Here is a 25,646-nt window from a genome sequence, read left to right on the forward strand (position 1 = left end):
GCCTGGCGCAGCACGGTTGAGAAAAACCGTTAGCGTTGGGGCCGCTGAATGATCTGCTCCATCACCCGCTGTTTGGTTTTTGGGTCAATGCCAATCAGCCGCACGTAGTCTTGGGCATGGTCGCTCAGACAGCGTGCCACTACCGCGCTGGCGGTCGCAGCATCCTGGGCGGAAATGGTGGGGCCGCTCTGCCAGGCGTTGGTTTGAAACCGCCGCTGATTGACATGCTCTAGAGCCAGACGATAGCCCTGGGCCAGGATGTGGTTGACCTGGTCGCGCACCTCGGGGGGGAGGGAGGAGTGGGGGGTGGGGGAGTGAGGGGGCGGGGGGCTGGGGGAGTAGGTGGTTTCGCGGGCGGTGGGCATGGGGCACTGGGGCGAGTCACCGTTGCCGCTGGGGCTGGCGGGGTCAGGGGCGGCAGCGGCGGGGTCGTAGGCGCGGTAAAAGCTGCCATCGGGGGCTGAGGACGCACCACCTGACTGCAAAACGCGGTTGTATTCGTTGGCGAGGCGCATGTCATCGACCCGGCGCTGTTCGCGCACCAGGCGATCGCCCACCTCAAGCAAATGCGAGATGCTAAAGTCGGGCTTGCGGAAGCTGGGCGGCGTGGTGGTGTTGACCACGCTGCGGGAGACATTCTCAAGCCCCACCGAATAGATAAAGTCGCGGATCTGCTCGTTGTAGATCTGGGCGCGCACCGCCCCAAAAAAGTCGATCGCCTGGGTGGGGAAGGTATCCACCAGCAGGGTGATGTCTTGGGAGGAGAGGCCATCGGGTTTAAAGATGCCGCCGACAATGCCGATGCGATCGTCGCGATCGGGCTGCCAATAAAATTTGTCCATGCGCCCGTCGCGAATCAGCGGCGCGTAGAGGGTCGAGAGGTCATTGCCGGTCATAATAATCGGCACCCGCTGAATCTCATTTTCGTCGTAGCTGCCGGGAAGCTGAACATTGGTGGGGTTGTCGGCAATGTTCATCAGGGTGTTGTTGACTAGCTGGGTGTTGACGGTGTACTGCGTCAGCGCGTCAAAGCGGCCCGCCCCAGCATCGATGTCGTTGATCATCAGCACCGCCATCTTGCCTCGCACCCGCACCAGCTCGGCGGCCTCGCGGTAGCGCAGGCGAATCAGCCGGGCCGGGTCGCCCGCGTCGGGGCTCTCTAGCTCACCGCCCGAGATATGCACCACCTCAATGCCCATGCGCTCATACACCAGCTCGCACTGGAAGGTTTTGCCCTCCCCCTTGCGGCCATGCACCCCTAGCAGCAGCGGAATTTTGACCTGAGGCAGCTTGAGGTAGTTTTTGGTGATGTGCACCGCCAGCTTTTCGAGAAAGCGGGGGGAGAGATAGTAGGCCATGGGGTTAAACGCGGTGGGGTAGCGGGGATATAGGTCTGGGAGGTGCGGAGCGATTTGCCCCTGCACCTCCCAGAAAATTTAGAAGTATCCGCGTTTACATTATCCCGCAGCGTGGTGCCGCGAATGGTTCAAAAGGCTGAAGACTGCAATAAGCGATCGCTATGGGTCAGCCTGCCAAGGCAAACCCCTCAGTTCTCGCTTGAGAACTGAGGGGTTGTTTAGCTACAGGGCAGCCACCGAGTTAGACGCCGTGACCGAGCCAATTACCGGGCCGACAGCACCAGGGGTTGGTTGAGGGTCAAGTTAAGGTCTTGGCTGGGATTGATGGCAATCACCTCCACCCGGTCACGACCAAATAGGCGGGCCAGGGTAGCTCCGGTGGCGGTTCCGGCTAAAACTTCTAGGGCACCAACGCTTTGGTCGCCAGTGGTGCGAGAGATCGCCGCCGCTGCACCTGAGCCCAGCACCGCGCCAGCCAGGGTCTCACCCAAGGTAGCTCCCCGACGGATGGTTTCTGTCGTGGTCACGGTCTGCGACGTGGCGCTGATCGCTACCCGCTGCCCCCCAGTGAGCACCAGTTCCTGGGCCACAAACTGCGAGCCGCTGCCGCTGGGGCGCAGTTCGCCCACCACCTGACTGCCCGCTGGCACCAAGACGCGCCCGGTGCTATCGGTGATGGCCTGGGCCACCGTCAGGGTCAGAGCAGAGGTTTCATCAGGGAGGACGACGATTTTTTCGCTCTCGGCGTAGCTCATGGTCAGGGTGGTGCCCGCCGGTAGGCTAGCTTGAGCCGCGACCTGCTGCCCCACAATGTAGGGAGAGTTGACCGTGGCCACCTGGTTTTGGCTGGCCAGAGCTTGGTAGATAAAGGCCGCCACATCGGCCCGCGTCGCCGTTTGGTTAGGTCTTAAAACCTGCACATTGGGGTAGTTCACTACCAGCCGCCGCTCTGTAGCAGCAGCTAGGCTGGCCACCGCATAGTCAGGAATGGATGAGGCATCTTGATAGACGCTAACGCTGGACTGGCTGCTGGCGGTGTAGTTCAACCCATTGGCGAGAGAAACCAGCACTTGAGCCCGAGGAATGTTTTGGTCGGGCTGGAAGATATTGCCGGGATAGCCCGACAGAAAGCCCATCATGTCGGCCTCACGAATGGCTGCCGCCGCCCAATAGTTGGCTGGCACATCGACAAAGGTGGTCGCGGTGCGCACGGAGGACTGGCTGAACGCCTGACGCACCATGGCGGCATACTGAGCGCGGGTCACCGGCTCATCGGGACGGAAGGTGCCATCTGGAAAACCAGCGATCACGCCCCGGCCCGCCAAACTGGTAATGAACTCACGCGCCCAGTGGTTAGCAGACACATCGACAAACTGGGTTTGGGTTTGGGTTTGAGCAACCACCGGAGCGGCTGTAAGCACTGGCGTAAAGGCACCGACGGTCAACCCCAGGGCCAACATCAGAGCAGTTCCAGACTTTAGACGAAGAGAATTAGACATATTTGAAAAAACTCCAAAGACAACCAACGGGCGGACACGGCTTTAGCAAATTCGCCTTGGCAAATTCATCTCAGCAGATTCGACTCAAGATGCTTTTGTGCATCTCTCTTCGTGGTAAACAGAGCATTTGCCCGTCGTTTTCACTCTGTCTATCTGGCTTCAAGAATTGCTTTTTGCCCTTTAATAAGTAGAGAAGTCAGCCAAAGTAAGCTTTTCTATAGGAATAGGATGACTGCATAACCTTGGTGACTCTTGATTTAAAGGCGAATCGATAATTGTGTCTCGCTTTCCTTAATCTAAAGCTGCTTTTGACAATGTGACGAGCAGACTTTCCGCTATTTCAACTGTCACATTAGAAACTTTTTTGCTACTGCAATTGCCTGGGTGCAAGTGAGCGATCGCCAACTGACTCATAGTCTTTGCAAAAAGTTCCGGCTATTTAATCGATTTGATTTAGGTCTAAATTTTGTCTGGAGAGGTCGCAGGAGGCTAGTTGCAAGAGCATAAGGCAGGGTGTTCAACGCCCTCTGATCAAGGACGGAGCTTGGGAGTCGTTCGCAACCCCAGCGGCTGCCCGCCGAGCTGGCTAGCTGGGGGGTGCGGCGGGCAGGGTAGTCTCAAACAACGTCAGCACCTGCTGCCAGGCATCACTGGCGGCTTCGGGGTGGTAGCTATAGCGCTGATCGCAGAAAAAGCCGTGCTCGGCACCGGGGTAGCGAAAGATTTGGTGGGGCACGCCATGGTTTTTCAAAGCTGCTTCGATGTGATCGACCTCGTCAGCCGCAATTAAGGGATCGTTTACGCCAAAGAAGCTGTAGAGGGTGCCTTTGATCTCGGCGGTGCGGCTGAGGGTAGGTTCACCGCCACCGGGAGTCATGGTGGCAATGCCCGCCCCATAGAAAGATGCGGTGGCTTTAACGTCGGGTAGGGTGGCGGCTAAGTAGGCAACATGGCCACCAAAACAAAAGCCGATGCAGCCGACCCCTTCAGCAATGACGTTAGCTTTGCTGTAGAGGTGGGCGATCGCCCCCTGCACATCCGCCAGCAATTCTTCTGCCCTCGTGCCCTGCTTATAGCTGCGGCCCAGCTCTAGCTCCGCTTGGCTATAGCCCACCTCAAAGCCAAGGGCCTGGCGGTGGTAGATGTGGGGGGCGATCGCCACGTAGCCCGCCCTGGCCAGCCGTTCGGTCACCTCACGGATGTGGCTGTTGACCCCAAACACCTCTTGAATCACCACAATGGCCCCGAACCGGCCCGGATTAGAGGGCTCGGCCAGGTAGGCCAAAATCTCGGTGTCGCCGCTGGGGATAGTGATGGTCTCGGTACGCACTAGGGACGGCATGGCGAGTTGACGTTGTCTAGACTGATCACTCTCACTTTAACCTTGGCCCTAGCTCTAGGTAGAGAGGGCTACAATTGTCAAAAAACATTGCGGCAGACGGGGGTCGCTAACAAAAACCAGCCACTTTTTTAGAATCGTCCTAAATTGTCAGTACGGGCGGTGTATTTAGTTCTCAGTGGCCCTGATGTTGGTCTGACCTTACGGGTTTGATCTCAGAATGGGCATGATGGTTTGTCTGACAACAGCCTGGAGGTGGTTTGGTGGTGCAGTTTCACATTCAGCCCGATAGCGAGATTCCGGCGTCGACCCAGCTCTACGACCAGATCTGGTTCGCGATCGCCTCTCGGCAGTACCCACCCGGCTATCGGCTGCCCAGCACCCGGCAGCTAGCCATGCAGACGGGGCTGCACCGCAACACCATCAGCAAGGTCTACCGCCAGCTCGAAGATGCTGGGGTGGTCGAGGCCATGCCCGGCTCTGGCATCTACGTGCGCGAGCAAAACAGCACCGACAGCGCCCGCCCCCAGACCGTGCTGTGGGCTGAGTTTCCCCAGGCCCGCGACGTGGTCGAGACGGGCCTCGACGAGCTGCTGCGCCAGGGCTGCTCGCTCAACCAGGCGCGAGAATTATTTTTGGCTGAGATTGACTGGCGGCTGCGTTGTAGTGCTCGGGTGCTGGTGACGGCCCCTGGTCAAGACATCGGGGCGGGGCAGCTAATGGTGCGCGAGCTAGAGAGCGCTCTGCACATTCCGGTGCAGCTGGTGCCGCTGGAAGAACTCGACACGATTTTGGCCCAGACCCGCTCGGGCACGGTGGTGACCAGCCGCTACTTCATTAGTGAAGCCGAGGCGATCGCGGCCCCCAAATCAGTGCGCGTCATCCCCGTCGATATCTACGACTACAAAAAAGAGCTAGGTCTGCTCAAAGATCTGCCCAAGGGCACCTGTCTGGGTATGGTCAGCGTCAGCACCGGCATTTTGCGAGCGGCGGAGGTGATTAGCTACAGCCTGCGGGGCGACGAAATTTTGCTGATGTCGGCCCAAACCGATGACCCCTACAAGCTCAACGCCGTGATCCACAGCGCTCAGACCATTGTGGTGTTTGACGAGGCCAGCTTGCCCACGGTCAAAGAGGCGATCGCCGAAGCCCGCGAAGACCTGATTCGCCCGCCCAAGCTGATTGTCTGTGACAACTACATCGGCGAAAAGTCGATCAACCTGCTCAAGCGCGAGCTGGGGCTAGACTGATGGGAGCTTGAGCAAGGCCGTAGATGTTTTGCCGATGGGGCGTTGCCACAGGTCATCTGCCCCAACTCAGCAACGGGTCTGGCGTAATTTCTTTGCCTAAAAGAAAGTGGATGTGTAGAAAGGTTACGCCTAATGGCTTAACTAAAACTCTGCGTTGCTTTTTAAAGATTCACAAATTCAAGATTCACAAAACTTAGCTCAAAAAACATTAACTTTCAAGAATATTGAGCTGCTAAGGCTGATTTAGCAGGCCAACTATCATGTCGTAGAACGTGCCGATTTCCCTAATCTATTAAGCATGAGAAAAGTACAGTCGGGCATGTCAACTCGGCAGATGGGACGGCAAGTTTCCTTCAAAAACACTATTTTCTATCAATAGATAGAGCCTTCTATCCGTATTTTGGTAGCAGACTAAAACTTAAGACGTGACCAAAATAGGCTTGAACAGAAAAGACCAGATGAGAGCAAGCATTAACTACTGACACTGCACTGTCTGAGTCGAGAGCCTATATTCTCAGGGGCATCCACAGCAATGCTCTCCCTTAGCAGTTTGTAGTAATAGTCATATCGAATTTGGAGTTTATGAATATGTCTCAATCTAGTAGAAAGCAGACCAGTGACGATAACAAACAGTTGTCGGGCAACATTTTTAACATTAGAACCCAAAGATTTTGTCGCAGCGTTTTCGCCCTTGGGTTGATGACCGTGTTGGTAGGTGCCTGTGGCGAGAGCGCACCTGAGCGGGAAACCTCCGACGGTTCGACGAATGTGCAAACCGAGGAAGTTGCTGAAGATACCGAAAGTTATATTGGTCAAGTCGTCACTATCAGAAGTGAACCAGTTGAGAAAGTAGGCGACAATTCCTTCACCGTCAACGATGAACAGTTCTTTGGCAGCGAGCCCATTCTAGTCATCAATGCTTCGGGCGAACCCCTGCTGCTGCCAGAAGACGGTGTAGAAGTGCAGGTGACTGGAGAAGTTCGGAATTTCTTGATTTCAGAAGTCGATCAAGAGTTTGATCTAACCCTTGACCCCAACCTCTACGAAGAGTACGAGGATCAGGCGGTGATCATTGCTCAGTCGATCGCGCTGGCCCCAGAGCCGGGCGAAATCTCTGCAAATCCTGAGCAGTACTATGGTGAGACCCTAGCTGTAACTGGTGAGGTGGGAGAGATTCAAAGTGAAGGCACCTTTACCCTGGATGAAGATCGGCTGTTAGGGGCAGAAGATCTGTTGGTGATCTATGCCCAGCCCAAAGCAGGCACATCGGCATCGGAGGCGGTGCCGCCTACCATTACTGACGATGAGCAGGTTGCCGTGACCGGTGTGCTGCGTCCCTTTGTCGTGAGCGAACTGGAGCGCGATTACGACTTGACCTGGGATGCTGGGGTGCAGGAGCAACTGGAGGCAGACTATAGCGAAAGGCCGGTTCTGATTGCGACCGCCGTTTACTCCTCGGCTATTCCTGACTAGCCTTGATACTGTGATGCTACGATTGCAGCCAGCCATTGAGTTGAGACAGGTTGATGTGGGGGTGTTGCACTGCAACGCTCTTATCAGAAAACTTCTTTTGTCAAGGCCTCTTGGTTAAATCAACGGCTGCAATAGTAGTTTTGCCCGCTGCTGTTGACCTATTCTTGGGTTAACAGCAGCGGGTTTTTGTAAACCACTAGTACAGTACCGCCACGCGGAGTTCAAAATGCAAAATTCAAAGTGAAAATCCTTTTTGGGTAGGGGCGTGGGCCTAGTTAAACTTGCAGTCGTACGGTCGTCATTCCCTCGCGCAGCGGCTGCTGTTGCTGAGTCCAGATTTGTTTGACTACAGGGCCAACCAGGGGTGAGAAAGTGCTGAGCCCCTGTCGTAATATGCCAAGGCGGCGCAGCAGTTCTCCCCGGCTGGCTTCGTGGGCCTGGAGCTGTTGGGCCTGGATGATCTCAGGCTCGCGTTCGGCCTGAATGCAGGCTATAGCGCGATCGACAGCCGTGGGGTCTGGAGTCGATGTGTCGGCAGTTTTAAAGAGTGGGATTAGGTGGTTGGCGGCTGCGATCGCATCCCTGAGCGCCAAATTAATGCCCTGGGCACGCACGGGCGACATGGGGTGGGCGGCGTCGCCCAGCAGCAGTAGGCCGGGGCGGTGCCAGCGGGGGCAGCGACCGACCAGTACCGAGAGGCGCATGGGTGGAGAAATGCTGTCTTTAGCGGAGTGAAAGTGTTCTACAAACTCGGGCGGTACGAGGGTGGCGAAGGTCTTTGCCCAGTCTTTTTGCTCGGTGGATTCATCGGGGGCGATCGCCCAGGCCAGGTGCAGTTTGCCTTCCTCCGCCCCGTGGAAGAGGCTGAAGACTCGTCCCCTTTTCACCACGGTGCAGAAGCGATTGTCGGCGGCATAACCCGGCGGTGCTGGCAGTTTGAACCAGAGCACATCAATACTTTTGGGCTGGGTTTCCAACGCTAGCCCAGCTCGCTGGCGAATGGGGGACGCGCGACCGTCGGCTCCAATGACCAGATCAGCATTGAGGCTACGACCGTCAGCCAGGGAAACTCCTGTGACGCGATTTTCGTGTTGGGAGGTGGCGCGATCGCTCTGCCACAGCACATCTTTTACCGCAGTTCCGGCTATCCACTCAAAGTTGGGTTCGCGCAGGGCGGCCTGCACCAGGGCCTCTAGCAGCGGCGGTTGGGAAACCAGAGTGCAGGGGCGGGCTGAACCCAGGGGCTCGTCGGTGCGGAACAGGCGGCGATCGTTGAGCCAAAATTCCCAGGCGCTGAGGGGGCGGTGGGGGATAGTTGCAAGCAGTGAGTCGAGTCCCATCTGGTGTAGGGCGTCCAACCCGCTGGGCATGAGCCCCTCGCCGCGAAACTGACGCTGAAAGTCGCGGGCGGCCTCGATTAGGGTGACGGGGATGCCTTGCCGAGCCAGTAGGAGGGCCAGGGTTGCTCCGGTGGGGCCAGCGCCGACAATAACCACATTGGGCATAGGTGCAATGTTGATCAGAAACTCCGTTTAGGATAGCGCCCAGCGATTAGGAAAATCGTAGGGTGCACTCGCGAAGCAGTGCACCATTCCAGGGTTGTAGCCATAGGCTGCCTATCAGCGATCGCGCAGTAATAGCGGCGCACAATGGGGATCAGAGCCAGATCTGCCGCTGCGGCCATTTCGCTGGCCCCAGGCCCCCAGCTCCGCGCGTCCTGCTTCGCACGGGCTTCGCCCTACGGCCTACGAGAAAGGCGTTCCGCCGCCCTTCACCCCACGGAAAGGAGCGATCGATCATCGGTTTAAATCTCTGTTCTGCCAATGGGGCTAGGGGTTAACAAAAACCCTGTTGTTCCTTGAATCACCCTAGGGTGGGCATTGCCCACCGTCTAAACTGGGGCCTACCGATCGAGAGAATCGTATTGCTCGCCGACCCAGGGCATAATCGCTAGATCCTCGAAGCTGACCTGGCGATCCTTTTCTAGGACTTCGATGCGGCGTTTTTCGGCGTAAATTTGGCGCTGGTATTCGGTGAACTGCTCGGGGTCGATGGTGCAGTCGGTCTTTTCCCACAGGGCGAGAAAGTGGCGGTAGCGCTTTTCGCAGAGATTTTTTTCCATGCAGGCGGCGGCGGCGCGAATGATCAGGGGAGCGCGGATGACGTCGCGTTTGGTTTTTTCGCTGAGGTGCAGCAGGGCTTGCAGGGGCGTGGTAGCCAAGCCAGTATCGGCGAGTTGGTTGCGGAGGCGGTTGACCAGGTCAACTCTGGGGTCTTCGGCCTCGCTCAGCAGCCGCTGCATCTGCCGCCACAGGGCGCGATGATGGGAGTAGCTAAACTGCAAGTCACGGTCTTCGAGCACCTGGCAAATCTCGTCGCGGTGGGCAGCATCGTGGAGAAAGATGCGTAGCAGGGCGGCTTCGGCTTGCTCTAAGGAACTGGCACTGGGGGTGGTGGCAGGGGCAGATCGGGTAGGCGCTTCTGAGGAGGTAGTGCGACGCTGGCGGCGCACCTGGGTGACGAGGTTTTCCGCAAGTAAGGGCACCAAGCGGCTATCGCCGTTGCTAAAGATTTCGGCGCAGTAGCGCACGTAGTGGGTGCGGGTGTCGGCGTTGGCGATGTCGCTGAGCAGCTTGACCACCGCCTGGCTAGTCTGCTGAAACTGGTCAGCCTGGCGGAGGTCTTTGCCGCCGATCAGGTTGTGGATTTGCCAGTCAATCCAGAGGGGGGCGGCCTCGATCAGGTCGTGGTAGGCGGCGGCGCTGTGGTGCCGCAAAAACTCGTCGGGGTCTTTGCCATCGGGAATGTTGAGCACCCGTAGCTGCACGTCGCCCCGGTAGGCCATCTCTTCGACCTCGCCGATCGCTCGCTGGGCAGCCTTGACCCCGGCGGCATCGGCGTCGAAGTTGAGCAAGATTTGCTTGGATTCGGTATAGCGGAGAAGCTGGCGCACCTGGGCGGCATTAAGAGCGGTGCCCAGGGCGGCGACGGAGTTTTCTAACCCAGCGGCGTGGAGGGCAATCACGTCAAAGTAGCCTTCAACCACGATGGCGCGGTCATCTTTGGCGATCGCCGCCCGAGCCAAATCTAGGCCATATAAGGTCTTACCCTTGTCGAACAGCTCGGTGTCAGGCGAGTTGAGGTACTTGGGCTTTTCGTCACCTAGGGCGCGGCCACCAAAGCCAATTACTCGGCTCTGCCCATCGCGAATGGGGATCATCAGGCGATCGCGGAAGCGATCGTAGTAGCCATCCCCCTTCTGGCGAGGCACAATCAGCCCCGCCTTTTCCACCAGCTCGACGGGGTAGTGCTTTTGCTCCACCAGATAGCCGTAGAGGGTCTGCCAGCCCCCCGGCGCAAACCCCAGCTGAAACTGTTGAATGGTGGCGTCGTTTAGGCCCCGCTCGTAGAGGTAGGCCAGGGCCGTAGCCCCGTCGATCTGCTGGAGGGCGTGCTCATAAAATCTAGCGGTCAGCGCCAAAATTTCGTAGAGCTGCTCCCGCAGGGTGAGCTGCCGCTGAAGCTCTTGCCGTTTGGCCGGTTCCAGCGTTGTCACCGGCACCTGGTAGCGCTGGGCCAAGTCCAGCACCACATCGGCAAAGGAGCGCTTGTTCAGCTCCATCAAAAACTTAAAGGCGTTGCCCCCCGCCCCGCAGGAAAAGCAGTAGTAAAACTGCTTGCCGGGGCTAACGCTGAAGCTGGGCGACTTGTCTTCGTGGAAGGGGCAGAGGCCAACAAAATCTTTGCCCTGCTTTTTGAGCACCACATGCTGGGAAACCACATCGACAATGTCGGCGCGATCGCGCACCGCTTCGATAGTGTCGGGGTGGAGCCGAGGGGTATCCATAGTGTTGAGGCTGCGCGGTGGCCGGGAGTCAGACCACTACATGTTGGGGCGTGGCTTGATTGTAGCCCATGGTAATCAGAAATCAGTCATCTACCATTTGCCTGATGGTGCTCCTAATTTATGGTAGGGAAACAGGTCAGCCGCAGCCACCCTGTTGACAAAAAATTGCCGCTGGAGGCGTCTCAGCGTCCCCAACGGCAATTTCAAGTCAGTACTGTAGTCTATGTCCCGTTGTTTGACCAAGCAGGCGATCAGTTCAGCTTATTCGGCAACTACCCGCAGGTTGACGACAGCCGTCACTTCGGGGTGCAGCTTCACTTCGGCCTGGTATTCGCCCAGCTTGTTGATGTCGGGGAGCGAAATATCGCGGCGGTCAACCTCTTTGTCCGCTAGCGACTTGATCACGTCGGCCACATCGCCAGAAGTGACGGTACCAAAAATGGCTTCGTTTTCACCCACAGGTTTTTGAATGGTGAACATGCCGATGGTGGCCAGCGCTGTCTTGGTCGCTTCAGCCTCTTGCTTAATCTCTAGCAGCCGCTGCTTTTGCGCCTCGCGCCGACGCTCTACCTGCTTTAGCACGCCGGGGGTAGTGCGCACCGCTTTCCCGTTGGGGATAAGATAATTACGTGCATAGCCAGGGGCCACATCTACCAAGTCGCCGTTATAGCCCAGCTTGCGAACATCTTCTGTGAGAACTACCTGTACCCGTTTTGCCATGATTTTTCTCGTATAGCCCAGTTGACTATACTACCCAAAGGCGTTGTCTCTTGGCAACCCTTCCCTGTCGCCCCACAACCTAACCTGGCCCATGATTAGACTTGTGCTTGCCCTGGTACCCGCCGTCTGGGTGATTGCGATCGCCATTATCGCTGTGCAAAACGCTACCCCCGTCTCCTTTCGCCTGCTCAATCTGCAATCGATTGAGATTCCTTTTGGGGTACTGCTGGCGTTTTGTGTCGCCGCCGGTATGCTGGCCGCCGCCCTGGTGCTGCTGGTGCTGGGGGGAAATCCCCTGCGGGCCCCTCGCCGACAAAAAAGGTCTGAGCCGTAGCCCAGACCTTTGCAGAGTTGATTGATCAACCTGTTGTTCGGCTAGTTGCCCGGTGCTGTCGTGACGCTGTCGCCAGCGCGGGCTTCCTTGATTTCGGTGCTTAACGCTTCCAATGCTGCCGCATATTGAGGGTCGGCCTCGGTGCCAATGGCTTCGCGATTGGTTGAGAGTTCTTCCTGCTGCTCTTCGGTCAGCTCGATCGAGATGTCGGGCTCGATGCCGTGCTTGTTGATGTCGGTGCCGTCGGGAGTGAGGTATTTGGCCACCGTAATGGCTACCCCAGAACCATCGCCCAGGCTGCGTACCGACTGCACCAAACCCTTGCCGAAGGTGCGCGTGCCCACCAAAATGGCCCGCTCGTTATCTCTCAAGGCCCCTGACAAAATTTCGCTGGCGCTGGCCGAGCCGCCGTCAACGAGCACCACGAGGGGTTTGTCGGTGAGGGCGCGGCTATTGGCTGTTTCTTCGTCAGCCACTCCCTGACGATTGACCGTCGAGACAATAATGCCGCTGTCAATCCACATGCGGGCGATGTCAATGCTTGAGTACAGCAGCCCGCCGGGGTTCGAGCGCAGATCGAGGACGTAGCCTGTTACCCCCTGACTTTCGAGATCTTCGATGGCGGCCCCCATTTCTTCAGCGGCATTGGCGCTGAATTGGTTGAGGCGAATGTAGCCTACCTCTCCCTCGGGGCCAGCCTGGACGTTGTAGCGCACCGGATGAATCTCAATGCGGGCGCGCACCAAAGATACTTCTAGCTCTTCTTCGCCGCGGCGAACCGTGAGGGTGACCTCAGAGCCAACGGTGCCACGAATTTTGCTGACTGCATCGTTGAGTTCCATGCCCTCAGTCGATTCGCCATCAATGGCCAAAATCACGTCCTGGGGGCGAATACCCGCATCGAAGGCCGGGGTATCTTCGATGGGAGCGACGACGACGATTTCTTTGCTCTCTTCATCCTGAGAGATTTGAATGCCGACCCCAGTGAGTTCGCCGGAGGTGTCAATCTGCATGCTGCGAAACTCTTCGGGATCCATGAAGCGGGTGTAGGGATCCTCGAGCTTTTCTAGCATCTCGCGGATAGCCCCGTAGGCCTCTTCCTGGTCGGTGTAATTGCGCCCTAGGTAGTCCGTCCGCACCGCATCCCAATCGACCTGATTAAAGGTGGCATCGACAAAATTGCGGTCAATTAGCTGCCAAACTTGATCAATTAGTTCCTTGGGGCTTTCTTCAAAGAAAGCTTTGCTTTGGGACAGGTGAATCCCAGCGCCGGTTACAGTTACCGCCGCCACCGCAACGGCTGTGGCACCTAGGATTAGTCCGCGCTTTGCAAATGTCATGTGTGATATAGGTTCTAGCAGCAAATTACGCCCAATCTAACACACACAATTGAGAAGCAAGGGGAAGATTTTGTGAGGGATTTTGCCCTCGTTACTAATGGTAACAATAGACACTTAGAGAAGGAAACTAAGGGAAAAATAGGCGTTTAATCCTATTTTTCAGCGGTAAGTCGGTATGGCGACAGCAGTGGTCATGACCCTAACCACCGTGCCGCCCAGAGTGCCACGCTATAATCGATCGCGATCCGTTGCAGGCGCTGTCTGTGAAACGCTAACTCGATAAATTTAATTGATCCAAGCCCCAGGCGTTGAGACGTTTAAATCCTATGGGCACATCTATCGCCGATCAGGGCACCCACATTTTGCTGGTAGGCACCAACGAAAGCCAAACTCGCCAAATGGAGTTTGACCTCCAAGAGGCTGGATATCGTCCTGTAGTGGCCAGCAGTGCCAAGGCAGGGCTGGCCCTAGCCACTGAAAGCCAACCGGCGCTGATTGTGGTCGATCGCCTGCTGGGGGGCGAGTCGGGGCTGGTACTCTGTCAAACCTTCCGCAACCAGGGCATCAAGTCGCCGATTGTGCTGCTGATGGCCAAAGACAGCCTCGAAGACCGAGTGGCCTGCCTTGAGTGCGGGGCCGACGACTATTTTCTCAAGCCCTACCGTGCCGATGCTTTTTTGAAAATGGTGCAGCTCTATCTGCAATCGACCCCAGGAGAGGTTGAGCACCTGCGCTTTGGCGACCTGACGCTGGATTTAGACAATCGCCATGCGCTGCGGGGCGATCGCATTATCGAGCTGACGATGAAAGAGTTTGAGCTGCTCAAATATATGATGGAGCACCCCCGCGAGGTGCTGCCCCGCGAGCAAATTCTTGAGAATGTTTGGGGCTACGATTTTGTGGGCGAGTCGAACGTGATTGAGGTCTACGTGCGCTACCTGCGGCTCAAAATTGATGGCGAAGACGACAAGCGCCTGATTCAGACCGTGCGGGGTGTGGGGTATGTGCTGCGGGAGAGCTAGGCAGTGGGTGAGTGGATGGGTAGGCGGCAACATCCAGGGGGTGAACGACTAGAATGTTAGCGCCCTAGTTGGGCAACCGCAGTTACTTTCCCTGGTTTGTTCATGTCCTATTGTTTTGCTGGTTTGGCATCTCAACGGCTCAGGCAGAGTCTGGTTTTGAGCCTGATGCTGAGCGCGCTGGTGTTGGGGGCGGGTTGTGGGCCAACCCCCTCTACAACCGAGCCGCCCGCCACGACCGACAATGCCCCATCGACGCCGACGGCCACCGAAACTCCTATGGCTGATCCTCGCGGCCAACAGCTTGCCGTCACGGCGGTAACCACCCTGGGCGGTGAAGAGATCTTTTTAGAGGTGGCGGCTACCCCCCAGCAGCAGGCCCTGGGGCTAATGTATCGGGACGCACTGCCGAGCGATCGCGGCATGCTATTCCCCATGGGGCGATCGCGCCCGGTGAGTTTTTGGATGAAGAATGTGCCCGTGGCGCTAGACATGGTGTTTGTCCACCAGGGGCAGATTGTGGGGCTGATCGAAGCTCCCCCCTGCACCGCTGACCCCTGCCCCACCTACGGCCCCGGCAGTCAGCTCGTCGATCAGGTGATTGAGCTGCGGGCCGGGCGGGCCGCCGAGCTGGGCCTGGCCGTGGGGGATGAAGTGGTGATTAGAGAAGTAGGGGAGTAGGGAGTAGGGTTAGGCCACAGATCGCTTAATCCCCTGCGCTGGGACGCAACGCACCATTACTGATACAAAAACAGCCGTTTAGCGGCGCGGGTGAAGGCGACATAGCAGAGCTGGTTGCGCTCGATCGCATTGCGGTTGGCCACCATCGATGGCACATCCACAAACACATCTTGAAAGGTTGAGCCCTGGCTTTTGTGGATGGTGAGGCTGTAGGCGTAGTCAACAGCGTGGAAGCGCTGCTGCAAATCCCAAAATTCCATCCAGCGCTTTTCTTTGGCCAAGAAGTCGAGCCGGGTTTTGAACTCGGCTTGGCCCGACTCATGCAGCACCTGCAATATTTTGTAGTCGCCGGTTTCGGTCTCAACTTCGAGCATCCACAGGGGCCACTCACCCTCGCGACCTCGAGCAATGTTGAGCACTTCGCACTCGGCGGAGGTGGGTAGCACGATCGCCTCTTTTTCTAAACAGGGGTTAATGGCAATCAGTCGATCGCCGGGCACAAACCGTTTGGCGCTGGGGCCATGGATGGCAGCGCGAATGGTTTGGTTGAGCTGAGCCACCCGCCGGTTGGTGTAGGCCAGAGCACGCACCTGGTCAGGATTTTTTTGGTAGGCGGGGCTGGTAAAAGCGCGAATCAGCAGATCGTGCCAGGCTTGGCGGGGCAGCACAAAGCAGCCTTCGGTGTTGTCGGCATTGGTGTCGTTGGCGAACTGGGGCAGGGCACTGCGCTCCAGGTTGCGGCGAATGTCTTCGGCAATCACGCCGATCGCACCGCCGTAGCGCACCACCTCAGTGAGCTGCGATCGGTGAATAATCTGGCGAAAGCAGGCCGACTCGGGCTCGTTGACCGGCGGCAACTGAGCCGAGTCACCCACAAACAAAATCTGGGTGCCCCGATACAGGTTCGACACGGCATTCACCAGCAGCTCCCACAGCTCCTGGTTGATCATCGAGCATTCGTCGATGATCACTAGGCGGTAGCGATCGATCTGGCTGGCCTGCTGGCGATCGATCGCAAACACCTGCTTGCCGTTCTCTTCGTCGATCACTGGGCGTAGGCCCAGCAGTTTGCAGCAGGTCATGGCGTCAATATCGAGCCGCCACTGGGCCGCCATCGCCGCCAACACTTTGGTGGCTTTGTTGCTAAAGGCGCTGAGCACAATGGGGCGATCGTCACCGCGATCGCGCAGCCCATTCACAAACACCTGGAGCAGCGTGGTTTTGCCTGTGCCCGCATAGCCGGTCAGCAGATACAGCTTCTCGTTGCCCTGCACAAAGGCGTCCAGAGCATCCAAAGCGACCTCTTGCTCGGTGGTGAGCGCCAGGTCAGCGTTGGCAGATTTGGGTGGGGATGCAGCCATGAGCAGGGAACAGATGTTCTATCCCAGATTAGCCTGATTCACGGTTTCAGACGGGGGAGACTTCATCCTAGGCCATGCTTTGAATGGCAGCCGCAATCAGGCTGGCCAACGCCGGTTTACCGTTCAATCTGCCTGGCATGAAGCCGCAATACTGCTTCTGCACCTAAAAACCTAGAAGTCGGCAAGGCGACGATAGACCTCTTCGCGTTCTTGCTCAGACTCTAGATAGGCTTGCCACACCTCGTCTTGAGAGGTCATGTTCGGGCCAGTTCTTAGACTCTGAACGTAGGCGAAAATTTCAGCCAGCGTTTCCACGGGCAAGTCGTTGATCTCTTCTAGAATTTGGTTTCTGAGGGTGGCAGCGGTGGTGGTCATGGCTCTGGCCTCAACCTACAGCGACTTCGAAGTTTGGTTCCGACTCCCCTTTCCCAAGGAGGAGAGGGACTAGGGGAGAGGGCTGCGGGGACTTTGTGATCTACTAATTTTTTCTAAACCACCGCCATATCGGCCTTGATGGCGAAGATATGACCAATGGTTTCTTCCACCGAGCGATCGGGGGTCGAAGCGCCGGAAGTAACGCCCACGGTAATGGGGCCATCGGGCAGCCAGTTTTCGGTCACCGTCAGGTCGCCGTGGAGCGGCTTGTGCTCGATGCGGTTGCCGGGGCCAATGCGGCTGGCGCTGTCAATGTGATACGAGGGAATGTGTCGATCGATCGCAATCTCTTGCAGGTGGGTAGTGTTCGACGAGTTGTAGCCGCCGATCACCACCATCAAATCCAGCTTTTCATCAACCAGTTCAAACATGGCATCTTGGCGCTCTTGGGTGGCGTCGCAGATGGTATTGAAGCTGAGAAAGTGATCGTTGAGAGCCTGGGGGCCGTACTTTTTGAGAATGGTGTGCTCGAAGAGTTTGCCGATTTGCTCAGTTTCGCCCTTGAGCATGGTGGTCTGGTTGGCGACACCGATGCGATCGAGGTCGGTGTCGGGGTCGAACCCAGCGGAGCAGGCGTTGTCAAACTTGGCCATAAATTCGGCCCTATCGCCGCCATTGAGAATGTAGTCGGCCACATAGTTAGCCTGGTCTAGATTCAGCACCACTAGATATTTGCCTGCGAAGGAGCTAGTGGCCACGGTTTCTTCGTGGTTGTACTTGCCGTGGATGATCGAGGTGTGGTCGCGTTTCTTATGCTTTTCGACGGTGTTCCACACCTTAGAAACCCAGGGGCAGGTGGTGTCAACGATGGTGCAGCCCTTGTCGTTGAGTAGCTGCATTTCCTGCACGCTGGCCCCAAATGCAGGGAGAATTACCACGTCGCCCTGGCCCACAGTGGAGAAATCTTTTTCGCCATCGACGACTTCAATGAACTCCACCGCCATGTCTTTGAGGCGCTGGTTGACGCTGGGGTTGTGGATGATTTCGTTGGTAATCCAGATGCGCTCGGTGGGGAAGTGCTGGCGAGTTTCGTAGGCCATGGCTACCGCCCGCTCGACCCCCCAGCAAAAGCCAAAGGACTGGGCCAGTTTGATGGTGACGTTGCCGCGAGTCAGGGTGTATTGGCGATCGCGAATTTCCTGAATCAGCCCGCTGTTGTACTCGGTCTGCATTTGCCCGGCAACTTCTTCCCCGTGGCCAAACCCCTGGCGAAAGTACTTGTCGGAGTGGTTGAGAGAGCGCTTAAAGGCCTTGGTATCCATCGAATCTTCACCGGGTGCAGCACGTTATCTAGGATAGCGGGTTGTGGGTGGGGGGTTGAGGTGCGATCGCCCAGTAAATTTCAATGATTGCCCCTAGCGGCGGTCTAGTTCGCTGCCGATGTCGGTAGCAGCTCCCCTGACAGACTCACTTCTATGGCAGGGGTGGTTACGGTTTGGCTGTAGTGCTCCACTGTGATGCCCACTGGGCGGCCCTGATTGTCGAAGTCGATAATCAGGTTCTCGTTCAGCACCTCTGATTCAGTACTGGGGCGATCGGCCAGGTCAATATATAGGGTGTCGGTATCGGGGAAGTAGGTCAGCTTCATTGAGGTTCTTCTCCCCTAAGTTGGCGACGGTAAAAGCTGCGATCGAAGAATGCGTTGTGAACGGTTTCTCCATCTTCTAGAGTAACAACCCTCAAGGCCCGGCCCTCTTTTTCAGCGATGTTGCCCCAGTAGACAATTCGCCCATCGGCTTGGGTAGCTCGTTTGACAGGGTTAGCTAACACTCGCTGTACCCACTCTAGCTGTACCTCAGGATGCTTGCGGGGCACGACGTTGCGAAAGTAGTCAGTGCTTTTCATGTCTGCATGACCCGCCAATCAACCGCGGTGACATTTCCTACCAGGCTATAGTAATGGGCAACCGCCACCCCGCCCCACCATGACCGGATTTGAACCCCTGATCGGAGCCGCCGCCGCTGGCCTGGGTGGTCTGATCACTAGCCTGGTCAAAGACAAAGGTACCGAAACCCTCAAAAAACTCGATTGGGATATTGGCAAAAACCTGGCTTTGAAGAAAGCCATGGTGGACTACGTGCGCCGCTATATTGATCGCTACGGCACACTCAAAGTCGCCTGTGTGCGAATGGATTATCCCGTACGGCTCGACGAAATCTATACCGCCGTGCAACTGCTCGATCGTTCGACCCTGCGCTACTTTGAGTCAGAAGAGGCCTTGCAAGTGCAGTACCGCGAAAGCGGCAAACGAAGTTTTAGCGTTACCCAATCTGAGAAAAAACCGGGTTTACAAGTCGCCAACGAACAGCAATACCTGATGGTGTTGGGTGGCCCCGGAGTCGGCAAATCGACGTTTTTGCGGAAGGTGGGTCTGGAGGCGCTGCGTACCTTGGGTCGCCGCGACTTTGCAGGCAAAGATCCTGGCAATCTACTGGTGCCACAACAGATTTTCTACCAGCACCCTTTCATTCCGGTGATGCTGGAGCTGCGCCAGTTCGACAAGGCCAATGTCAGCATTCAGGCCGTGATTGCCACCGAGCTAGACACCTGCGGCTTTCCTCATCCCGAGGAATTGACCGAACTATTTCTCAAAAATGGCAAGCTGCTGGTGCTGCTAGATGGCCTAGATGAAGTACCCAGCGCCACCCTCAACCACGCCATTACCGAAATCGAAAACCTGGTCGATCGCCACAGCGATAACCGCTACATCGCCTCCTGCCGGGTGGCTGCCTACACCTTTGGCGGCTTTCGGCGGTTCAAAGATGTGGCCATGGCCGCCTTTGAAGATCAGCAGATTCAGCAGTTCATCCAAAACTGGTTTCAAAAAGAACGTGACACCGAAATCAACACTGCCGATCGCTGCTGGGAACTGCTAAACAGTCCCGACTACCAGGCTGCCAAGGAACTGGCTCAAACCCCGCTGCTGCTAACTCTGCTGTGCGTGGTCTACGACGAGTTCCAAGACTTCCCTAAAAAGCGCCACGCCCTCTACGGTGAAGCACTAGACGTGCTGCTGCGAAAGTGGGCCTCCGAGAAGCGAATCCAGCGCAACCCCATCTACCAAGAACTCAGCGCCGAGCTAGAGCTAGATATGCTGGCGGAAATTGCCTACACCAGCTTTGTAGACGACCAACTTTTCTTTTCCAAAGACCGATTAATCAACCAAATTCGAGAATTTTTAATCGACAACCTCAACGCCCCCAGTCACCTGGATGCCGAAACTGTGCTGCGCGAAATCGAAATTCAGCAGGGTATTTTGGTGGAGCGGGCCAGGGATGCTTACTCGTTCTCACACTTGACGTTTCAGGAATACCTAACCGCCAAATGTATTGTGGACAACAACAAAATCGACCAACTGGTACGCGATCACATCACCGAGAAGCACTGGCGAGAAGTATTTTTGTTAGTGGCAGGGCTGGCACCGGGCAAGGGCGGGGCTGACAGAATGCTTTTAAAGATGGAAACTCAAGCACTAGCTTACGTGATCAGCGAAGAGCTGAAAATGCTTTTCTCTTGGGCTGAAGAAGTCACTAGAGGCTCAGAGCCAGAAGAAATTTCAGAACACCTAAAGAGAGCTTTAGCCATTTTCCTTGCAATTGCCATTGACATTGCTTATGAGGCAAATACCAACACCTACTTAAACCCTTTCAATCGAGATAGCGAGAATATTCTTCATCACCTTGATTCCTCCTTAGGTTTTGCCTTAGCTCTTGGTGAGGATTTGGAGCTTGGATCTTTCTTGTTTGGCTACCACAACAACCTGACTGCTCTTTTAGCTGAGCAAATTGATAATGCCATTAATTTCGAGGTCGATAATATACTCAATCATGTTGTAGATAGTGCCTTCGAAAGAGTTCTTTTGCGTGCGAGTGAAATCACTGACACGTTGTGGAATTATTGTGTTTTCAAAGAGCATCTTGTCGGCGGACTCGTTGATGATTTAGCCTTGGTACGCATTAATATTTCGAATCATTCAATCCAAAGCTTGTCTACTTCTGTTCTAGACGTTTTTTCCAAGAATCTACACATTCCATTTGAAAACGCAATTATTACAGAACGGGAAGCAGAGCAGTTACTTAATTATTTTAGTAGTTTAGAACTCATAATTCGCTGCAAAGAAGCGGCGGTGCGGGTGTCGCCGCAGGTGTGGGAGGGCATTGAGTCGCGCATGGTCACAGTGCCCACCGAATAACTCACTTTAGCCTACGCCCATATTTCTAAGGTAGAGCAAGCTTCTAGAGCTATTCAGCTTTCCCAATTGTCTAGTTCATAAGGGTCTAGCAAAAGATGCACCCTATCGAGAATCTGTCGTACTCTTCTAGTTGAGCTAGTCGAGAGTGTGCCAATTTTTTCGCGCAGCTGACTGTTCGGCTGCTGCGCTGATAGGTAGATTGTTCTAGTCAACACGGCTGGACGGCCAAACCAGCTTGCCGCCGCTACTACATTTTAGAGCTGGCTAGATACCAGCGGTTCCATGCGTTCAGCGATGACAGCGTAGAAGGGATCGCCCCCAGCCATGCCCAGCATTTGCAGAATAGACGGAACGCTGGGGGTGTGGGCCACGACCTCCGGGTTGCTGAAGCCCGGCACTGAGCCAAAGTAGCCTTTGACCAGGTTGACCCGACGGGTTTCGCTGCCGTCGCGCCAGGCCGCGATCGCCTTTTGATAAAACATCCGGTTCGAGAAGCTGATAATGGCAATGCCGCCCGGCTTGAGAATGCGGTAGATCTCACCAAACACTACCTCGGGCTGTTGCAGATACTGCACCGATACCGTGTTCAGCACGGCATCAAAGGATTGATCATCGAGCGGCAGCCTTGGGTTTTCGTTGAGGTTTTGCACAAAATAGTGGTTGAGGCGGCGGTTTTTGGCCAGCTCTTCGGCGTTTAGGCCGTGGCCTTCGACCCACTCAAAGTCAACCTCGGCGGGCAGGTGTGAAACCCAGCTGCTCATCATGTCAAAAATGCGGCTGTTGGGGGTCAACCGCTGGCGGTAGAGGTCTGTGAGCTGCTGAATAAAGCCATCGTCTACGTGGGTGACGAAGCGGGGCACATCGTAGAAGGCGGTGTCGCTAGACTCATCGAGCTTGGTGCGCTGGTTGGGCTGAAGCAGCATGGTGGTAGGGGTTAAAGGCTTTCTTTGAGTGTAAACAAAGATTAAGCCCAGGGCCACATCGGTTTACCCTGCGGTTGTGTGGCTCTGGGCTGAAGGATTTTTGTTGAATTTCGGTGAGTGTTTGCCCCGTTCCCCGTCTGGAGAATGGTCTGGCTTGGGGATGGCGATCGCAAGTTGGCTAAGGTTCGCCCCGCATCACTGGCGGCTGCCAGTCGCTAAAGACATCTAGATGGCCCCAGTAGCCCAGAAAACCAACAAAAGCCCACACCAACGCCGCCACCAGCAGCACGATCGCCCCCAGAATGCGCCAGCTTTTGTTGCCGCGCAGGTATACCAGGGTAGGCGCGGCCAGCACCCCGCCCAGGCCAGTCAAAATAAACCCCAATCCGGCCACCAACGGCTGTTGGGTTTGCCCTAGATTAATGATGCGTGCCCCAACCACAACCGCAGTGAGGCCTGCGAAAAAGGCATAGACCGCTAGCGAGAGCAAGTCCCAGCCCTGGGCGATCGCGATCGCCGCTGCCAGATAAAGCCCCCCAAACAGCACTGTAGTTTCGCCAAAGGAAATGTTGAAGCTGCCCGGTACGGGCCAGGTCAAGACCATGTGTAGGCCGGTGACGAGGGCGATCGCCCCCACCAGACCAAAGCCCGGTATCCACCGCTTTAGGTTGGCCCCATCTAGTCCGCGATAGACAAAGTCGGCCAGCAGCACCAGCCCCGCAACCATATTGATCAGCATCAGGGTGATGTAGTCGATAAACATGTCAGCAATTTTTAGAGAGCAATGTTTTACATCCTATCGGGCGATCGCTTGATGTTTATGCTATGCCGACGACGTTTGAGGTCGATCTACACGGTCACTGCCTCTGCCTGGGTGCGCACGTGATCGATCAAATCCTTTAGACCGTAGGGGTTGACTCGGTAGCTCAGGGGGTGAGCAATCAGACGAGCAGTGCTGTGGTACAGCACCTCTAGCTCCATCAGGTTGTTTTCTTTCAGAGTTTTGCCCGTGGACACTAGATCAACGATCGCCTCCGACATCCCCGTAATCGGCCCCAGCTCGACTGAGCCGTAGAGAGGCACAATTTCTACTGGCAAATCGAGGCTTTGGAAGTAGTCGCGGGCGCAGTTGACGTACTTAGAGGCCACCCGGCTGTGGGCGGGCAGATCGAGGGCCGAGCGATAAGGGCTGGTGGTTTTGACAGCCACCGACAGGCGACAGCCGCCAAAGCCCAGGTCGGCCAGGTGAGCCACGGCAGGCTTTTTCTCGCGCAGCACATCGTAGCCAACCATGCCGAGCTGAGCTTGGCCGTATTCCACATAGACGGGCACATCCTGGGCGCGTACCAGTAGCCCTGTGGCCTGGCCCGAGGCGTCGGTAATTTGCAGCTGCCGATTAGCGCTATCGAGGAACAGGCTAAAGTCGAGGCCAACAGCTTGTAGTAGGCGAATGCTGTCTTTGAGCATGCCGCCCTTGGGTAGCGCGATGGTGAGCATGGAAGTTTTCCTCAACGGTGCTCTAAAGGAGGTTTGACTAGATTAAAAAAAGGCTATCTGGTGGGCACTGCCCATCAGATAGAAGCCTCATTGATTTGTTCTTACACCCGGAATTTCTCGGTGATGCGGCGCATGGCTTCGTTGACGTTTTCGCGGCTGTTGAAAGCCGAAATGCGGAAGTAGCCTTCGCCTGCAGCCCCGAAGCCCGAGCCGGGGGTGCCGACTATGTGGCAGGTGTGCAGCAGTTTGTCAAAAAAGTCCCAGCTGGTCAGGTCGTTGGGGGTTTTGACCCATACGTAGGGGGCGTTGACGCCGCCGTAAACGGCAATGCCAGCGGCGGTGAGCTGCTCGCGAATGATGCGGGCGTTTTCCATATAAAAGTCGATCAGGGCTTTGGTTTGGGCCTGCCCTTCTGGTGAATACACCGCCTCGGCCCCACGCTGCACGATGTAGGATACGCCGTTGAACTTGGTAGACTGGCGGCGATTCCACAGGCCGTGGAGGGCAACTTCGCTGCCGTCGTCGGCTTTGCCCATCAGGGTTTTGGGCACGACGGTCAAAGCGCAGCGAGTGCCGGTAAAGCCCGCATTCTTAGAAAAGGAGCGGAACTCAATAGCGCATTCCCGCGCTCCCTCAATCTCATAGATGGAGTGGGGAATGGTGGGGTCGGTGATAAAGGCTTCGTAGGCGGCGTCGAACAGAATGATCGAGCCGTGGGCGCGGGCGTAGTTGACCCAGGCTTGCAGGTGCTCTTTGCTGGCCACCGCCCCAGTGGGGTTGTTGGGAAAGCAGAGGTAGATCAGGTCTACTTTTTCGTGGGGAATGCTGGCAGTGAAGGCATTGGCGGCACTGATCGGCAGGTAGGTGAGGCCACCGTACTCGCCGGTTTCGTTGGCGGGGCCGGTGTGGCCTGCCATCACGTTGGTGTCAACGTAGACGGGGTAGACCGGGTCGGTGACGGCGATCGAGTTGTTGCTGCCAAAAATGTCGAGAATATTGCCGCAGTCGCACTTGGAGCCGTCGGAGATAAAAATTTCGCTGGCGTCAATGTCGCAGCCCCGGCTTTGAAAATCGTGCTGGGCAATTTTTTCGCGCAGCCAAAGGTAGCCTTGCTCGGGGCCATATCCGTGGAAGGAGGTGCGATCGCCCATATCTTCCACCGCTTTGACCATGGCGGTGCGACAGGCTTCGGGCAGGGGCTCAGTCACATCGCCAATGCCCAGCTTAATAATTGGGGCGTCGGGGTTGGCCTCGGCAAAGGCGCTGACCCGGCGAGCAATTTCGGGGAACAGGTAGCCCGCTTTAAGCTTGAGATAGTTGTCGTTGATGGTGGCCATGGAGCGTTGCGCGATGGTGACAGTTACTTAACTAAGGGTACAGCGCGATGGGGGGTGTGGGGAGTAGGGGAGTGGGGGAGTGGATGGGTAGAGAGTAGTTTTGAATGTTGAGTTTTAAGTTTTGAATGCCCTGCCTTAATTCAAAACTCAAAATTAATAACTCAAAACTTCGATCGCCCCATCACCTCCCACCCATTCACCTACCCCTGGGGACGCTACTATGGGATGTCCCCGCTACCGCCTAGGATCATGGTTGCTGCTGACCCTGCTGACGAAAAACCCTTCGGCGAAAAACTCTACGAAGGCAAGGCCAAAATTATCTACGCCACCGACGACCCGGCGGTGCTGCTCACTTATTTTAAAGACGACGCCACTGCCTTTAATGCTCAAAAGAAAGGCCAGATCGTGGGTAAGGGGCAGATCAACTGCGCCATTTCCACCTATCTATTTCAGCAGCTTGAGGCGGCGGGTATTGTTACTCACTGGTTGGAGACGACGGGCGATCGCACCATGCGGGTCAAAGCCCTCCAGATCATTCCCCTCGAAGTCGTCGTTAGAAATTTGGCGGCGGGCAGCCTCTGTAAGCAGACCGGCCTGCCCCTGGGCCAGCGCCTCGATCCGCCCCTGGTGGAGTTCTATTATAAAGACGACGCCCTGGGTGATCCGCTGCTGACGGGCGATCGCATTCGCGCCATGGCGATCGCCAGCGAGGAACAGATCGCCACCCTGCGCCGTCTTGCCCTCAACATCAATCAAATCCTGACGGATTTCTTTATGGGCTGCGCTATCACTCTGGTTGACTTCAAGCTGGAGTTTGGCCTCGATTCCCAACAGCAGATTTTGCTGGGCGACGAAATCAGCCCTGACACCTGCCGTCTATGGGATCAAACCACCGATGACGAAACTCAACGGGTGCTCGACAAAGATCGCTTTCGGCAAGATCTGGGCCAAGTCGAATCGGCTTATCAGCGTGTGCTAGAAAAGGTGGCGGCACAATCGGCCAAGAATTAGCACCATCAATGCGGTAGAATTTGTCCGATT

Annotated in this window: 23 protein-coding genes; 7 read left to right on the top strand and 16 right to left on the bottom strand. The window is 56.3% G+C overall.

Features of this window, described 5'->3' with window-relative positions; all coding sequences use genetic code 11:
• Window positions 1-29 precede the first annotated feature (29 nt).
• From H6G07_RS19735 to H6G07_RS19745, 3 genes are all read right to left on the bottom strand, one after another.
• Window positions 30-1,358 carry a RuBisCO small subunit-like domain-containing protein gene (locus H6G07_RS19735; RefSeq protein ID WP_073610126.1) on the bottom strand — a complete coding sequence of 443 codons (1,329 nt, stop codon included), beginning with the start codon at window positions 1,356-1,358 and terminating at the stop codon, window positions 30-32.
• Window positions 1,359-1,621: 263 nt separating this feature from the next.
• The gene (locus H6G07_RS19740) at window positions 1,622-2,857 is read right to left on the bottom strand and encodes an S-layer homology domain-containing protein (RefSeq protein WP_073610011.1); all 1,236 of its coding nucleotides are present in this window, start codon (window positions 2,855-2,857) and stop codon (window positions 1,622-1,624) included.
• A 586-nt stretch (window positions 2,858-3,443) separates the two neighbouring features.
• Window positions 3,444-4,199 (bottom strand): dienelactone hydrolase family protein, encoded by a 756-nt coding sequence (locus H6G07_RS19745; protein WP_073610012.1) that lies wholly within the window; start codon window positions 4,197-4,199, stop codon window positions 3,444-3,446.
• Window positions 4,200-4,459: 260 nt separating this feature from the next.
• On the opposite strand from H6G07_RS19745, the gene plmA reads away from it, so the two are divergent.
• Both plmA and H6G07_RS19755 read left to right on the top strand, forming a co-directional pair.
• On the top strand, window positions 4,460-5,446 hold the full coding sequence (gene plmA, locus H6G07_RS19750) for a transcriptional regulator PlmA (RefSeq protein ID WP_073610127.1): 987 nt from the start codon (window positions 4,460-4,462) through the stop codon (window positions 5,444-5,446).
• 699 nt (window positions 5,447-6,145) lie between these two features.
• Window positions 6,146-6,919: a hypothetical protein gene (locus H6G07_RS19755; protein WP_171973067.1), complete on the top strand. Its 774-nt coding sequence runs from the start codon at window positions 6,146-6,148 to the stop codon at window positions 6,917-6,919.
• 275 nt (window positions 6,920-7,194) lie between these two features.
• Here the strand turns inward: H6G07_RS19755 and H6G07_RS19760 are convergent, their stop codons facing one another.
• The 3 genes from H6G07_RS19760 to rplI form a co-directional block, all read right to left on the bottom strand.
• Window positions 7,195-8,424, bottom strand: coding sequence for an FAD-dependent oxidoreductase (locus tag H6G07_RS19760; protein WP_073610014.1), 1,230 nt, complete (start codon window positions 8,422-8,424; stop codon window positions 7,195-7,197).
• A 398-nt stretch (window positions 8,425-8,822) separates the two neighbouring features.
• Complete coding sequence (gene dnaG, locus H6G07_RS19765; protein WP_073610015.1) at window positions 8,823-10,766, bottom strand: DNA primase; 1,944 nt, start codon at window positions 10,764-10,766, stop codon at window positions 8,823-8,825.
• A 261-nt stretch (window positions 10,767-11,027) separates the two neighbouring features.
• The gene (gene rplI / locus H6G07_RS19770) at window positions 11,028-11,486 is read right to left on the bottom strand and encodes a 50S ribosomal protein L9 (protein WP_073610016.1); all 459 of its coding nucleotides are present in this window, start codon (window positions 11,484-11,486) and stop codon (window positions 11,028-11,030) included.
• Window positions 11,487-11,577: 91 nt separating this feature from the next.
• Between rplI and H6G07_RS19775 the strand changes: the two genes are divergently transcribed.
• Complete coding sequence (locus H6G07_RS19775) at window positions 11,578-11,820, top strand: lipopolysaccharide assembly protein LapA domain-containing protein (RefSeq protein WP_073610017.1); 243 nt, start codon at window positions 11,578-11,580, stop codon at window positions 11,818-11,820.
• Window positions 11,821-11,861: 41 nt separating this feature from the next.
• Here the strand turns inward: H6G07_RS19775 and ctpC are convergent, their stop codons facing one another.
• Window positions 11,862-13,160, bottom strand: a complete 1,299-nt coding sequence (ctpC, locus tag H6G07_RS19780; RefSeq protein ID WP_073610018.1) for a carboxyl-terminal processing protease CtpC — start codon at window positions 13,158-13,160, stop codon at window positions 11,862-11,864.
• 326 nt (window positions 13,161-13,486) lie between these two features.
• Here ctpC and nblR point away from each other — a divergent pair, with 326 nt between their 5' ends.
• Together nblR and H6G07_RS19790 are read left to right on the top strand one after the other, a co-directional pair.
• On the top strand, window positions 13,487-14,182 hold the full coding sequence (gene nblR / locus H6G07_RS19785; RefSeq protein ID WP_073610019.1) for a response regulator transcription factor NblR: 696 nt from the start codon (window positions 13,487-13,489) through the stop codon (window positions 14,180-14,182).
• A gap of 102 nt (window positions 14,183-14,284) precedes the next feature.
• Window positions 14,285-14,860 carry a DUF192 domain-containing protein gene (locus tag H6G07_RS19790; protein WP_242026890.1) on the top strand — a complete coding sequence of 192 codons (576 nt, stop codon included), beginning with the start codon at window positions 14,285-14,287 and terminating at the stop codon, window positions 14,858-14,860.
• Window positions 14,861-14,916: 56 nt separating this feature from the next.
• On the opposite strand, the gene H6G07_RS19795 is transcribed toward H6G07_RS19790, so the two are convergent.
• From H6G07_RS19795 to H6G07_RS19815, 5 genes are all read right to left on the bottom strand, one after another.
• Window positions 14,917-16,221: an ATP-dependent DNA helicase gene (locus H6G07_RS19795; protein ID WP_073610021.1), complete on the bottom strand. Its 1,305-nt coding sequence runs from the start codon at window positions 16,219-16,221 to the stop codon at window positions 14,917-14,919.
• A 171-nt stretch (window positions 16,222-16,392) separates the two neighbouring features.
• A complete protein-coding gene (locus tag H6G07_RS19800; RefSeq protein WP_073610022.1) occupies window positions 16,393-16,596 on the bottom strand; it encodes a DUF2281 domain-containing protein in 204 nt (67 codons plus the stop codon).
• 113 nt (window positions 16,597-16,709) lie between these two features.
• Window positions 16,710-17,918: a 4-hydroxy-3-methylbut-2-enyl diphosphate reductase gene (locus H6G07_RS19805; protein WP_073610023.1), complete on the bottom strand. Its 1,209-nt coding sequence runs from the start codon at window positions 17,916-17,918 to the stop codon at window positions 16,710-16,712.
• A gap of 104 nt (window positions 17,919-18,022) precedes the next feature.
• Window positions 18,023-18,244, bottom strand: a complete 222-nt coding sequence (locus H6G07_RS19810) for a DUF2283 domain-containing protein (protein ID WP_073610024.1) — start codon at window positions 18,242-18,244, stop codon at window positions 18,023-18,025.
• Window positions 18,241-18,501, bottom strand: coding sequence for a hypothetical protein (locus H6G07_RS19815; protein ID WP_073610025.1), 261 nt, complete (start codon window positions 18,499-18,501; stop codon window positions 18,241-18,243). Before H6G07_RS19815 ends, H6G07_RS19810 begins: the two co-directional genes overlap by 4 nt.
• Window positions 18,502-18,580: 79 nt before the next feature.
• Here H6G07_RS19815 and H6G07_RS19820 point away from each other — a divergent pair, with 79 nt between their 5' ends.
• Window positions 18,581-20,848 carry an NACHT domain-containing protein gene (locus H6G07_RS19820; protein WP_073610026.1) on the top strand — a complete coding sequence of 756 codons (2,268 nt, stop codon included), beginning with the start codon at window positions 18,581-18,583 and terminating at the stop codon, window positions 20,846-20,848.
• Window positions 20,849-21,102: 254 nt separating this feature from the next.
• On the opposite strand, the gene H6G07_RS19825 is transcribed toward H6G07_RS19820, so the two are convergent.
• The 4 genes from H6G07_RS19825 to H6G07_RS19840 all read right to left on the bottom strand — a co-directional run bounded on the left by H6G07_RS19825 (window position 21,103) and on the right by H6G07_RS19840 (window position 24,605).
• The gene (locus H6G07_RS19825; RefSeq protein ID WP_073610027.1) at window positions 21,103-21,771 is read right to left on the bottom strand and encodes a class I SAM-dependent methyltransferase; all 669 of its coding nucleotides are present in this window, start codon (window positions 21,769-21,771) and stop codon (window positions 21,103-21,105) included.
• A gap of 178 nt (window positions 21,772-21,949) precedes the next feature.
• The gene (locus H6G07_RS19830) at window positions 21,950-22,534 is read right to left on the bottom strand and encodes a DUF981 family protein (protein ID WP_073610028.1); all 585 of its coding nucleotides are present in this window, start codon (window positions 22,532-22,534) and stop codon (window positions 21,950-21,952) included.
• An 86-nt stretch (window positions 22,535-22,620) separates the two neighbouring features.
• Complete coding sequence (gene hisG, locus H6G07_RS19835; protein WP_073610029.1) at window positions 22,621-23,268, bottom strand: ATP phosphoribosyltransferase; 648 nt, start codon at window positions 23,266-23,268, stop codon at window positions 22,621-22,623.
• A 101-nt stretch (window positions 23,269-23,369) separates the two neighbouring features.
• Window positions 23,370-24,605: an LL-diaminopimelate aminotransferase gene (locus H6G07_RS19840; protein WP_073610030.1), complete on the bottom strand. Its 1,236-nt coding sequence runs from the start codon at window positions 24,603-24,605 to the stop codon at window positions 23,370-23,372.
• 249 nt (window positions 24,606-24,854) lie between these two features.
• Here H6G07_RS19840 and purC point away from each other — a divergent pair, with 249 nt between their 5' ends.
• Window positions 24,855-25,616: a phosphoribosylaminoimidazolesuccinocarboxamide synthase gene (gene purC, locus H6G07_RS19845; RefSeq protein ID WP_073610031.1), complete on the top strand. Its 762-nt coding sequence runs from the start codon at window positions 24,855-24,857 to the stop codon at window positions 25,614-25,616.
• The last annotated feature ends 30 nt before the right edge of the window (window positions 25,617-25,646 follow it).

It is taken from the genome of Phormidium tenue FACHB-1052, from assembly GCF_014696675.1.
GTDB lineage: Bacteria > Cyanobacteriota > Cyanobacteriia > Phormidesmidales > Phormidesmidaceae > Nodosilinea > Nodosilinea tenuis_A.